Source organism: Thermopirellula anaerolimosa, from assembly GCF_054657335.1.
In genome coordinates this window covers 24791-37244 of record NZ_BAAHYX010000010.1, presented here as the reverse complement: position 1 = coordinate 37244, position 12454 = coordinate 24791, and the positions used below count along the sequence as shown (strand labels likewise).

At 65.1% G+C, this 12454-nt stretch carries 12 protein-coding genes and 1 pseudogene; all 13 read right to left on the bottom strand.

Translation table 11 applies throughout. The features are described from left to right. Positions 1–162: 162 nt before the first annotated feature. Positions 163–2580 (bottom strand): bifunctional DNA primase/polymerase, encoded by a 2418-nt coding sequence (locus tag ACYQ6J_RS18935; RefSeq protein WP_460182262.1) that lies wholly within the window; start codon positions 2578–2580, stop codon positions 163–165. Further along, on the bottom strand, positions 2577–2969 hold the full coding sequence (locus ACYQ6J_RS18930) for a dATP/dGTP diphosphohydrolase domain-containing protein (RefSeq protein ID WP_460182263.1): 393 nt from the start codon (positions 2967–2969) through the stop codon (positions 2577–2579). The genes ACYQ6J_RS18935 and ACYQ6J_RS18930 overlap by 4 nt, the downstream gene beginning before the upstream one ends. After that, entirely contained in the window at positions 2966–3463 is a 498-nt protein-coding gene (locus ACYQ6J_RS18925; protein WP_460182228.1) for a hypothetical protein, read from the bottom strand. The genes ACYQ6J_RS18930 and ACYQ6J_RS18925 overlap by 4 nt, the downstream gene beginning before the upstream one ends. Further along, complete coding sequence (locus ACYQ6J_RS18920) at positions 3444–5099, bottom strand: DNA methyltransferase (protein ID WP_460182264.1); 1656 nt, start codon at positions 5097–5099, stop codon at positions 3444–3446. Before ACYQ6J_RS18920 ends, ACYQ6J_RS18925 begins: the two co-directional genes overlap by 20 nt. 80 nt (positions 5100–5179) lie before the next feature. After that, positions 5180–6202, bottom strand: a complete 1023-nt coding sequence (locus ACYQ6J_RS18915; RefSeq protein ID WP_460182231.1) for a DEAD/DEAH box helicase — start codon at positions 6200–6202, stop codon at positions 5180–5182. 290 nt (positions 6203–6492) lie between these two features. Next, positions 6493–6921 carry a DUF559 domain-containing protein gene (locus ACYQ6J_RS18910; protein WP_460182230.1) on the bottom strand — a complete coding sequence of 143 codons (429 nt, stop codon included), beginning with the start codon at positions 6919–6921 and terminating at the stop codon, positions 6493–6495. Between the two features lie 619 nt (positions 6922–7540). Continuing rightward, a pseudogene (locus ACYQ6J_RS18905) lies at positions 7541–7897 on the bottom strand (DEAD/DEAH box helicase); the annotation flags it as partial. Then, entirely contained in the window at positions 7894–8283 is a 390-nt protein-coding gene (locus ACYQ6J_RS18900; protein ID WP_460182225.1) for a RusA family crossover junction endodeoxyribonuclease, read from the bottom strand. The gene ACYQ6J_RS18900 and the pseudogene ACYQ6J_RS18905, both read right to left, overlap by 4 nt. Positions 8284–8552: 269 nt before the next feature. After that, complete coding sequence (locus ACYQ6J_RS18895) at positions 8553–9212, bottom strand: hypothetical protein (protein ID WP_460182224.1); 660 nt, start codon at positions 9210–9212, stop codon at positions 8553–8555. Between the two features lie 111 nt (positions 9213–9323). After that, positions 9324–9779 carry a DUF669 domain-containing protein gene (locus ACYQ6J_RS18890; protein ID WP_460182223.1) on the bottom strand — a complete coding sequence of 152 codons (456 nt, stop codon included), beginning with the start codon at positions 9777–9779 and terminating at the stop codon, positions 9324–9326. A gap of 4 nt (positions 9780–9783) precedes the next feature. After that, positions 9784–10509: an ATP-binding protein gene (locus ACYQ6J_RS18885; RefSeq protein WP_460182222.1), complete on the bottom strand. Its 726-nt coding sequence runs from the start codon at positions 10507–10509 to the stop codon at positions 9784–9786. Positions 10510–10733: 224 nt separating this feature from the next. Further along, on the bottom strand, positions 10734–11534 hold the full coding sequence (locus tag ACYQ6J_RS18880; protein WP_460182221.1) for a PD-(D/E)XK nuclease-like domain-containing protein: 801 nt from the start codon (positions 11532–11534) through the stop codon (positions 10734–10736). Positions 11535–11721: 187 nt separating this feature from the next. Beyond that, entirely contained in the window at positions 11722–12348 is a 627-nt protein-coding gene (locus ACYQ6J_RS18875; RefSeq protein ID WP_460182220.1) for a sigma factor, read from the bottom strand. Positions 12349–12454: the final 106 nt, after the last annotated feature.

Sequence of the window (12454 nt, the reverse complement as noted above, 5' to 3'; positions counted from 1 at the left end):
TTCCCGCACGCCCCGTCGGTGGGGGCTGAGCCAGGAAGGACCCGTTGCCACCACATCACGCCTCGCGCGCGTACACGCGTGCGCACGTCGCGCGTGCAGGGGCGGGATGAGAATATGAGGTAACTGAAAAGAAGAAGTAGTAAGTTGTTTATTATTCATATCTTACGCTTCTCCCAGTTCCCGCATCGGACCAGGCGGCAACCGTGAGGGTACGGCGGCAACTATCCCCTGCGGATCGCCAGTTGCCGCATTTTGATGTGGTAACTGCGGTAACTGCTCACCACCGCTCGGGGCCAGCAAGCGATACCGCACGGCAACGGGACCGCCCACGGGCGTCGAGCCCACGTCGTGCTCGATGCGCCGCTGGCCACGCAGGGCGTTGCGGACCTCCTCGATGTCCTTGTCGCTCCACTTCAGTCGGCGGGACAGCTCCCAGTGCGGCATCCACGCATCCCCGCGCCGCTGCCGCCACAAGGTGAGCACCTCGAGCATCCGCTTGCAGCGGGCGTCGAACTCGCCCTCGGCCACGTGCTGGCCGGCCATGAAGAGCATCCGCCGGGTTTGGTAGTCCACGAACCGCCACGCCCACCGGACGGCCGGCTCGCCGATCCGCATCTGAAGATGGTTCTCGCTCGCCGCGTAGACGAGCGCCAGCTTGCGGGCCTTCTCGTAGGCCCGGGCCCAGATGGCCATGCCCGCCGGGTCGTCCCGGTCCTCGGCCTCGGCGTAGCGGTCGTCGGCCAGCGCGCGGAACTCCTCAAGCGCCGCTTCGGCATCCGGGGTCGCCTCTACGCACACTGGGATGGGATGCCAGTTCTGGAGGTTGCCTTCCCCGGGCCGAAAGTCGGCCCACCAGCGCGCCGTTTGGAGGATGGCCTCTGGGATAGGCCGCGATACCGGCGTCTGGCCCCGGCCCCGCTTGCCTGCCTCCAGGACGATCAGCCGCGCGAAGAAGCCGTTGTTGAGCATGCGGACGCTCAGGGCCTCGTAGTAGTACTTGGGCACGGCCGTGCCGAGCATGCACAGCGACGGCTGGTCGATCACCCCGGGCGATCGTCCGCCGGCCTTGACCCGCATTGGATGGATGGTGCTGCTGGAGGTGTACATCTTCAGCAGCACGTTCATGATGCCCTCGTGCCGTGCGTCGGCAGTTCGGTTGATGGCGTTCATCAGGCCGTCGATCTCGTCGGTCTGGAACAGCACCGATGGCGTGAGGAAGAGGCGGTCCTCGATGCCTTCCCCGGAGGCGAACGCATCGCCCAAACAGTCCTGGAGACCTACCTCGACGCAGATGCGCTGGTTGACCTTGCGGGGCTCGTTCTTGCCCGCGCCGCTATTGGCCAGGGCCAGGACGTAGAGGTTGGTGCGGTTGTCGGCCGCGTCGCGGACCTTGCGTCCGGCCAGGAAGGCTTGGAGGACCAGCGCTGCGGCGAAGGCCAGCGCCGGTTGTGGATATGGCGAGACGGCAAGCGTGTAGTCGGTCACCTGCCGAATGAATCCGGGTACATCCAGAAGGTCGTCGGGCATCGGCCCGGGATCGGGCGTAGTGGGCTCCGCAGGGGGCGGTGGATCGGTTGGGCCGGCAATGCCCGACAGGTTTACCGCCTGCGGCACGCCGGAATCGCTGCCGAAGCCTTGGGCACGCAGGGCGGACGCGGCGGCCGTGTAGTCGCCGCCGTGCTCGAGCAAGGCGTACACGGCAAAGGGCGAGTAGGCCCGCTCGGGCTCGAACGGCGCGGCGCTGGTGGTGAAGCAGTAGAACACGCCGTCCTTCAGTGTGGCTGAGGTGCCGATGGTTTTACCCGGTCGTCGCCAATGCTCGTTCCCGTCGCCGTTGGCTTTGACAAACGTCCAGCCGTGCCGCTGGAGGACCGCTCGGACATCGCCCCGCTGGTTGAAGTCGTCGCCGGGGCGATTGTCGGTGCCGCCGGTGCGAGTGGGCACCGCATCTACCACTGGCGGCCAGTACTCGCCCAGCGACCAAGCCGCCTCCAAAAGCGTCTCCCGCTCGGCCGCGGAGAGCACCGGCAATTCCGCCAGGTCGCCTTGCAGCAACTCGTAGCCCGGCGTCGGGGCGCACAGGAATAGCCCGCCTTCGCCGCGGGTCTCGATCAGCGTGAGCACGACGGACCACTGGCCATCGGCGTCTTGCCGGGGCTTGTAGGCCTTACCGGCGATGGTCACCTCGTCTGGGCCGCCGACAGGCTCGACCCGCTGGGCCAGCTTCAAGTTGCCACACACCATTTCCTGGCAGCGATAGACAACGTGCCATCCGCCCGAAGGCGATTGCTCGATGACCAAACGCTCTGGCAGCGTCGCGTCCACTTCGCGCACCTTGGCGTACCAGGCGTCGAACGCTTCTCCGCCCACGTCGAAGTCGAGTATTTCGAGGTTGCCCGAGACGGCCCCGCAGACCAGACACAGGGCATCGGCGCGGCGGCACCAGGCCGCAAGCTGCGTTTCGCTGGGCCGCGCACGCTGGAACTGCTTCCAGCGCGGCACGGCCGGGCGTTTTTCAGCCCGGACGGCCGGCAGGGCGCACAAGCCCGCTTTCAGGTATCGCAGGGCCGCCTCGATCATCCGCGCTCCTGATTGCGTGCTGGAATGTCGATCATTTCGGGCATCGCTTCCTCGAAGTGGCACACGCCCAGGACGTTCCATGCCGCGTGGGCCAAGTGATCTTCCGAATCGTCGCCCGCTAGGTATAGGTAGATGTGCCGGATGGCGTGATTGAGCATGACGCTGGCCGGGATGCCTTTCTGCCAGTTGTGCTCGCCGTACTTGGCTGCCCCTTCGGCGCAGGTTTCGGCCAGGCGACGTAGGCCGATGGGCGTGATCAAGTCCCAGCGCTCGCCGTCGGCGTCCGTGCCGCGCACCGCGCCGGTGGCGAAGCGGGTGACACCTGATCGCGGCAGAGTGCCCACGCCGTAGACGCTGACGTAGGGTTCTTCATGCTGTTCGGTGCTCATGTGGGGCTCCTGGCCACGACGAAATCAGGAAACACCTCGTCGATCTTGAACACCACGAACCGGGAACTGCCATCGAGGTTCTCTTTCAACTCGCCCGGCCAGTCGTGGTGGGTCGCTTGGTACCACCGCACCCAACGGCGGAAGACGTCCAGGTCCCCCAGAAACCACGCCGCCAGCGCGGTGCCATCCTGGCTAGCGAAACCGTAGAAGAGATAATCCCCCCAGCCGGCGAGCAGTTTGTCGATCTCGGTCGCGACCCCGCTGGGCCGCGAACATCGCAACGTGAATTCATCCCCGTACAGACGCAGGTATTCGTGCTGGCGGACCCGACAGGCGATGCGCATGTCGCCAGCCAGACGCAACGTGATCAAATCCGTGTTGTGGAAGGCGTCCTCGGCCACGTCCGCCTCGGCGATCAGGTGCTCGCCTACGATCCGTTTGATGGCGGGGATGAACCGGTCGGACCAGGCCTTGTCAGACTTCCAGTTCTTCATGACGCCAGTGCTCTTCCGCCAGCCTGTGGACCGCCTCGGTCGCGACCCCATGCCATTGCGGCTCCAGGTCGATTCCGAAGAAGTCGCGCCCTGTCTGGTAGGCTTCCACGATCGTGTTGCCGCTCCCCATGAACGGGTCGACCACGGTCTGGCCAGGCTCGGTCACCGCCTCGATCAGTTGCCGCAGCAGGTCCCGCGGCTTCTCGCAAGGATGCTCACTTGCGGGCGGATCCTTGCCGTAGAGGACGTCGGCCACGCGTTGTTGTAGCCTGGGCTGGCCCTTGACGGCGTGGAGGATGCGTTCATGCTTCGGGGCGAAGCAGCCGGCCAGATCGCCGGTGCCGTGGTTGGGTTTGACCCAAATGAGACTACCTTTGAGGGTGAACCCTGCCTCTTCGAGGACTTGCCGGAACTCGGGCTCGTGACGCCAGCCGGTGAACACCAGGCAGGTGGCGTGGTCGGCCATGCGGGGGTACGCTTTGGCGAGCACGTCTCGAAGCAGGGCCAACGCCTGGTGCTTCTCGTCACCGGCGATCTTGGCCTTCTTGGGGGTCACCACCCGGCGGTGGCTTTGGAACTCCACGCCGTAGGGCGGGTCGGTCAACAGGAGCGAGAACCCCGGGGGCGCTTCGAGGATCAGGTCGCGGGCATCCCCGCAGCGGAGCTTCTTGGTCTGGCTCTCCAGGAAGGCCAACCGTTGTTGTTCCCGTTGGAGCCGCAGGGCCTCCTGCTCTTTGGCGTCGGCTTCGGCCCGCAGCCGGGCGGCTTCCGCTTCCTCTTGGCGACGTTTCCGTTCGACGACCTGCCGCAGGGCGTGGCTGACGGCCGACTCGGTCCGCGCATGCTCGTGGGCCAGGACTGCGACGAACCGCTCCCGCCAGATTCCTTCGGGCAAGGAGTGGTACGCCTCCTCGGCCATTCGGATGAGCGCTTTCCAGCGCCCGGCCGCCTCGCGGACCACGCGGACCGTCGGCCTCTTGCCCGCGGAGGATCCGCGATGCTTGGTGAGGATGTCGTTCACCAACTCGGTTTGGGCCTGCGTGGTAGTCAACCAGGGGGAAAAATATGCGACGTCGCATACGACGGCAGAAATCGCCTCAAGATGCCCTTCATCGAAGAGGCCGTCGCATACAGCCTGTTTTGCAGCTTCTGGTAGTGAGGTGTGCCATCGAATGCGGCGTGAAACTGTGGATTGATCCCACCCTTTCGCGTCAGCGATCCGCTGTTGCGTCCAGCCTTCCTGCGTGGCAAGCCGGTGGCATTCGGCCCACACGTCCAGGAGGCTCACGGGCGTGTGGTATTCGTCGTTCTCATTGTCCTCGTCCGCCTTGCGGCTGATCTGGTCCTCGGAGAGGCCGAGGTGGACAAAGACCGGGACGGTGCGTAGGCCGGCGATTCGGGCCGCCTCCAGGCGCGTGCCGCCAGCGAAGATCTCGTACTGGCCGTTGACTTCCACGCCCCACAGGCTCCGCGTCCGCTCGAACCCGTTGCGCCGAATCCGTTCCGCCAGACGCCGCACCTGTTCCGGGTCGCGTCGCTTCCGTGTGTTGAACCGGCTGTGGACACACCGCTCGATGTCGGCGTCCACCAGCCGTATGGGAACCGTCCCTGTGGTTTCGCCGCATGCAGTAGCCATGTCGGATTCCATTCAGAAAGACCTCTCGCTCGCAACCATGTTTGTAATGGTTTTTGCCTCATTCACGGCCTTGCCTCCATTCAGAACGGAACGCCGTCCAAGTCGTATTCCGTGTTGCCGATGGGCACGGGCTCCGGCTTCGGGCCCAGCGTGTAGCCGACGATGCGGTCGTACTTCTCGCCGGCGATGGAGCGGACCACGATCTTCTCGGTCCACGCCACGCCGCCGCCCTCGGCGATCTCGACGGCCCGCTGGGCCGTGTCGGGTATCGGGTCGGGCGAGCGGCGTCGCCACCACTGCTCAGCCTTCCATCGGGCATAGCCGTTGTGCTCGAAGCACACCCATTCGGAAACGTAGGTGAACTGGCCGATCTGGTAATCCACTCGCATGGTCTTGGGGGCCTCCGGCGGGGCGTCGCGCTTGGTGTGGACGCTGTAGCGGATGTCCAAGACCTCGTACTCGGTGTCCGTCACTTGGCCGGAGAGCACGCCGGCGGTGCCGGCCCGGGCGTCGTGCCTCTGGCGATCAGGCGGCGGGAACTCGTAGCCGCACTCCGGGCAGGTGGCGTAGCCGGCGGCGATGACCGATAGACACTCGGGGCACTCCTTGGCCGGGGCTTCGCCCGTGCCGCGCCCGGGCGCGTCGGGCATCGTGAGTTGATCCACCGGCCCGTGGCGCAGTGCGTTGCCGCCGAAATCCAAGACCAAGGCGTTTTGCTTGCCCGGATGCAGCCGGAACGATCTCCCGACCATCTGGTAGTAGAGCCCCGGCGACATCGTGGGCCGCAGGATGGCCACGCAGTCGATGTTCGGGGCGTCAAAGCCCGTGGTCAGCACGTTGACGTTGACCAGGTATTTCAGCGGGGCCTGCGGCAAGAGGCCCGGAGCCGTCTCTCTGCGGAACCGGGCGATCAATTCCGCCCGCTCGGCGCTAGGCGTTTGGCCGTCCAGGAAACCGACTTCTTGGCCGGATATTTCGGCCAGCACGCGGGCCACGTGCCGCCCGTGGCGCACGCCGGAGGCGAAGACCAGCACGCTTTGGCGGTCGTGCGTGTAGGCGACGATCTCGCCGCAGGCCGCGGCCACGAGCCGGTCGTCGTCCATTAGGTCCTCGACCTCGTCGGCCACGAACTCGCCGCCGCGGACATGGAGCCGCTCGAAATCGGCCTTGTTGATTCCCGCCTTCGTGACCAGCGGGCAGAGATACCCGTCGCGGATCAACTCCCGCACACCCACCTCGTAGCAGATGTGGTTGAGCACGCCCTCCGGCGTACAGATCGGCCCGCTTGACAAGCGGAACGGCGTCGCCGTCAGCCCGATCACACGCAGGTGCGGGTTGACGACCTTCGCCTCGGCCAGGAAGGTGCGGTACATCCCATCGGCCTCGGTGGGGATCAGATGACAGTTGTGTGCAAGAACCCCGCCAGCGTAGTAAGTAGGGTGTCCCGAGACTTGCAGATTGAACACAGCCACAGGGCTTTGGCATTCGATAGCCGTAATACGCACCACCCGTTGCGAAGCAAGACTGCCGTCTTTCGCTTGTCGGCGTTGTGCGTCGCCAGTGTCCGATGCGATATTCCGTCGAGCTCGATGGCGATCTTCTTCTCCAAATGGGCGATGTCGATCTTGAGATTCTTGGGCAGTCCCGGAGGACGCGGATGTCCAACTGAAACCGTCACTTCGGCCTGCCATTCGGGGCCCAGTATCTTGAGAAGCTGAACCTGCGGCGTGGTGAGTCGTCCGTTCCCGCCACGTTCGACGGGCGCATGCCCGATCTCCTTGAGCGTCCGTCGGAGTCGCTCTCGAACTCCCGGAATCCACATCGCATTCTCGACCTTCTTGGCGCAGGAGATCGAGCAGAACCGCTGCCGTCGCCAGTCCTTCTCGCGCATGTAGCTGATTAGCTTGCCCATCGAGTCCAGCTTGATCCAGGGACGGAACTCGCTGCCGCAGCATTGGCATGCTTTCCTGGCGGAGTGAATCCTGACGGACCTCCAAGGTGGCAGCTTCATTGGACGAGAAGGCCGAGGCTTCCGCCTCGATTGTGCGCCGCACTTCGCCGAGCAATACTCCTGGGCATCCCACTCGGTCTCCGACTGACACACCTTCGGGCTGCCGTCGGGGTTGATGTAGATTCTCGGATGCATTACTGTTCCGCAGTGCTTGCACGTCTTTTGGGCTAAAAAGACGCGATCCCACCTCCAGGGCCTTGGCTTCCCGCCATCCCTGTTCGGTGAAGAACGGATGATTGGGTGTGCATCGCAGGGTTCGTCCATCTTCGAACTCCAGTTCAAGCAAGCCGTTCGCCGGTCTGGCAGAGATCGCCTCCACCTCTCCCACACCGAGGGCAGTATGGACGGGCTGACCGATGGACAGGTCTTCGATGGCCGTGTCACCGCGGGGCGTGGAGATCATCGTTCCCGCCGGGAAACACTCATCGACGATCGCCAGATCGAAGGCGTCCAGCTCGCAAGCCCGCTTGTAGACCGATTGGATGCCAGCGACCACGACAGGTTTGTCGGCTTCGCGGCGATTCAGCCCCGCCGAGTAGATGCCGATGGGCACCTCCGGGCACAGCCGCCGAATCTTCTCGGCATTCTGCTCCAAGAGTTCCTTCACGTGGGCCAGCACCAGCACCCGGCCGTTCCACCTGAGCACGGCGTCTTGGACCAACTGAGCGATGACCCAGCTCTTTCCGGCCGCGGTCGGAAGCACCACCGCCGGGTTGTCGTCGCGCGTGCGCAGATGCTCGTAGACGGCCTCGACCGCAGCCTGCTGATAGGGACGAAGCGGCGTCACGTCGGCACCTCCAGCCCGTCGCACAGCACGCACCGCCGCCGGATCGTCACGACGGCTTTGCCCCCTTTCACAACGTCTCGCTTCTCGACCGAGAGCTGTTCAATCAAGCTGTCGTCCGGGTACACGCCTGCATGCTGAAGCGCATCGAGCAGCGCCTTCAGGGCGTTGTCCAAGTCGCGTCGCCGGCGATCGGGCGGATACAGCGAGACTTCCACACGGAGCGGACCGGTCAAGGGCAGTCGGTCTGCCGCATGGTCGATCCGCCGCACGGCGGTCGCCACGTCGCGGCGATACGCCCGTCCCTGACGGCTGATCAGGGTCCGCGGCCCAACTCGTCGCCAGTAATGATTGACGGACGGCGGGTAGGACAGCTCCACCGTAAGCATGCTCTTCCTTTCTTCGTGCGGAGGTGCAGGCGTGCGTCTCGCAGGGGACCGGCAGTCGCCGGTGCGTGTCCTGCAAGTCGCGGGGACGATCGTTTCGCCTTCGCCTTTCCTTTTCGGCTCCACCGGGGCGCTGACCTGTCGTCGCCGCTCCACCGCGCCGGCTCGCACGCACGCCTATGACCTCCTCGTTTCTGCCACGCCACGCCGAACCGTGCCAAACCTCGCCTGTCCAAGCCGTGCCAAGGCCCGCCATGCCCGGCCATGCCCTGTCATTGCGCGTCCAACAGATCGAATCGCATTACTTGGAACCGGCCGTAGGTGGGCCGGAAGTCGCCCACGCCGATCAACCGCCCGGCATCCGTCAGCAGGCCATGCAGCATCTCCAGCGAGACGTATTCCGGCAGATTCACCAGAAGCACGAAGGACGCCGACCAGCCGGCGCCGAGGGCCGGCCGCACGCGGGTCACTCCGTTGCGCTGCACCTGCACGCGGCAGCGATGCTCGTAGTCCCACGCCTTCACTCCCAGAGTGGCCAACGGCGTCAGGCTGACGATGGCAGCCTTCACCAAGTCCATCGCGCTTTTGCGTGGCGAGCGGGGGTCCTGCCGGTACTTGGCGGCAGCAATGATCGCCTGCCGCAGGTACTCCCCGGGGAGGCACAGTTCCCCCGCATCGTTGCGGTAGACGTAGGATTCCAGATCGTCGGCCTTCTTGGCTGCCGAACCCTTGGCCGCCTTCGCCTTGGCCTCGACCGCTTCGCAGTTCCAACGGTGGAATAGCACGTCGGCCTCGCCGCGGACCGTAACCTCGACGCGATAAGGCAACGAAAGCGCGATGGTGCCGCAGGCGCCATTGGTCGCCTCGGGCCCGATGGATTTGGGTTTGCCGTTTCCGTTGTGCATACGTTCCCCTTGCGAATGAAAAGCCATGCCACGCCTTGCCTTGCCCAGCCGCACCACGCCCGACCACGCCACGCCAAACCGGACCAGGCCTTGCCTGACCAGACCTCGCCACGCCCAGCCTTGCTGCGCCCCGTGCTATCACGGCCTCCGCCACGGCGGTGTGCTCGTCTGGGCCTGCTGCGGTCGGCCGGTCACGGCGTCTCGCTTCTCGTAGCCTTTGATGACGTTGACGACCTCGTCGGTGTCCCTACGGCGCTTACAGGTCACCCGGACCGTCAGAGGGACGCCATGTAGCTCGCAACTGTCTCGTGGAGTCAAAACGCCGGTTGCCCGGCAGATCGCCGACAGTTCAGCCCGGGCGATCTTCACCGCCAGTTCGTTGGGGTTGTCCAGGTTGAGCCGCGCCCAGAGCTGCCGGCCCTTGTACTCGCCCTCGAGGATCGTGAAGACCAGCTCCAGGTAGCTGCCGGTACCCGCCTTGTTCGGCTTCATCTCCGAGGCGGTGATCATCGCCAGGTATTTTCCGGCGGGGATGGGATCGAACGTGGTGGTGGGCTCCACCTGTGAAGCATCGAATCCAGCTAGATTGGCCATACTTTCAGGCTCCTTGGGGCTTGAGGTTGTGGTTGCTGATCGCCGCGACGAAGGCCGGCCAGGACAAGGGCAAGCTCTCCGCGATGCCATAGCGGTTCTTGGCCACCAGTTGCGGCGTCTCGTAGAGGACGAGTTCCCGCTCCTGCCCCACCAGGCGAATCGCCCCCACGAAGTCCGACCACTCGATCATCGTGTTGGCCAGGTCGGGGTGAATCTCCGGGGCGGACTTCTCCAGTTCGATCCCGTCGATCGTGGTAATCGAGCGGCGGGCGGCATGGGCCAAAAGCAGCACAGCCACGCCCGCGTTGACCAGCCGATCCAGCACCGGAAGCAGGTACTGGTAGACGTAGTTCTTCAAGACTTGCCGGCCGTTGCCGTAGCCGCCGTGCGAGCGGTTCAGGGTCTGCTTCATTCCGGCGGGCGTGCCGTCCACCCCGGCCACGTGCTCCTCGATCCGCCGCAAGAGCCAGTCGATCGAGTCGATCACCACGGTCTGGTACTCGTGGCCGCCGGCGGCTAGGCCGTCGAGCCAGGGCTCGATCTCCGGCCATGTGGCCAGATACGGCGTGCGGTGGCACTGCACATGGGCCGCGCCGTTTTCGCAATCGACGATGAGCGGCCGATCGGCCGAGGCCCCATAGGTCGTCTTGCCCGAACCGGGCGGTCCGAAAACGATGCCCTTCGGGGCGCGGAGGTGGGATTGGGTCAGGACGGTATCGGGTAAGGCCATAACGAATCTCTCCCGTGCAAAGGGAATCTCGAAGCTCAAAAAAGGCCGGTCGCCTTCGGGTGCACGCAGCGATCCTCATCCATGACATGCCTACATGGCTTCAAAAGACCCGACAGGCGACCGGCGGTCATGCGGGCAGCCAAGCCATGCCATACCCAGCCTCGCCAAGCCACGCCCGGCCCAGCCTCGCCTCGCCTAGCCCCACCGTGCCAGGTCCAGACGTGTCAAATCGAGTCGAAAAGCCGAAGGGATTCATAACCTGTCTGCCATGTATCGCTGGCCATACACCGCCGCAAACGTTCGATGGCTGCCTCGTTGTCGCGCCGCGCCTGGGCCAGGACATCCTCGTGGACCCGCCAGACGCCCGAGCGGTACGGCTCCTTCTTCTCCACAGCGATGAAGTAGACCGGCATAGGCAAGGCGATCGTTTGCGAGAGCACGGCCTGGTAGAACCCCACCTGGTGGACGTATCCGTAGCGCCGGGCGTCGGCCTCGAACCAGTCCAGGTCGTCGCAGGTCTTCAGGTCCACGATCCCCCGAAGCGGGTCGAACCAGTCCATGCGGATCTGGCACGGCATCTGGCAGTACTCGGCACGCACGACGCCCTCAGGAACGCCTTCCGAAAGCAGGTCGCAGGCCAATTGGTGCCCACGAACCCCTTCGGCCATGCGCTCAACTAGGTCGTGCTGCTGCACGGTGAGCACAGGTTTGCCCTGCTGGGCAGCCCACTCGGCAAACGCCTTGGTATTGGAACCGTAGGGTTCGCCGGTCTTCGGATTGACGGGCCCGCCGACGGCGTACTGCTCCTCAAAGGCGTCCCTGCCTTCCAGCACCAGCGTGTGCAGCGCCCGGCCCACCAGGTATGCCGGCCGGTCCTCGTCCTCGATCAGGCCCAGCTTCTTCTTGCGGTACAGCACCGGGCATCGGCGGAAGTCGGCAAGCTGGTGGCTCGTGAGGTACTCCGAGGCCTTGGCCTGGTACACTTCGGCCGGTTCGCGGATCAAGAACGAATCGGCGACCGTCATCGTGCTATCTCCATGTGCCCATAGGCATGGGGGTGCGTCAGCGGGCGACCGCACCGAGCGAGAAGGCGTCTTCGCCGAAGCGAACTTCCGTCGATCCGGCGAAGACGCTTGGGCGTGCCTCGTCGTGGACCGCGCGGTCCCCTATTGGTTAACTACCCGGTCACGAGGCGAATTGACGGAAGAGATTTCACAAGTAGTCTCGCAGTCCGGCCTGCTCGAAGCAGCGCCGCAGCTTCCGCACCCGATCGGCCAGCGTGGTGCGCGGCACGCCCAGATCGCGGGCGATCTGGGACAGGCTGTCCGTCTTCAGCCGCTGGGCCAGTTCGCCCAGCTCGGGCGGCAAGCCGGCGATCACATCGCGGACATCCATCACGAGTTCGGCCAACTCGTGCTCCTCGCGCGTGGCACGCCCGAGGCGTGCGTCCAAGTGCCGCTGGCTGATCGTTTCGGCCAGTTCGACGGGGCCTTCCTCTTCGTCCTCTGCGACTACCATGCTCAGCGAGCGGACGCTGCGGTGATCGCGTTTTTCGGCCCACTTGGCCCGCAGCAGATTCGCTGCTTGCCGTTCGACCAGGGCGGTCACGAAGGCCTGCCGGCGCCCCTGTTGGGGATCGTAGCTGGCCAAGTGCTTGAGCAGCTTCAGGCGAAGCTCTTGCTCGATGTCCTCGCGGTCGCTCCGGGTGAACCCGGGCAGCCGGGCCAGTTGGCGTGCTTTGCGGCGGATGAGCCATTCGGCGAAGCTGTCGAGGACCGGCTCGGTGCCTGGCTGGGCGGGTAAGCCGGAACGGGGGTGCAGATTGTTTGCACTGGTCATACTGCAAACTCCTCAACGTGGGTGATTTCCCGCCGTGCCCGATGCACGGCGTCACCCCCCGCGGGGCTTGCAGCAAGTGCGCAAAAAAATCCTGCGGCATCGCGCA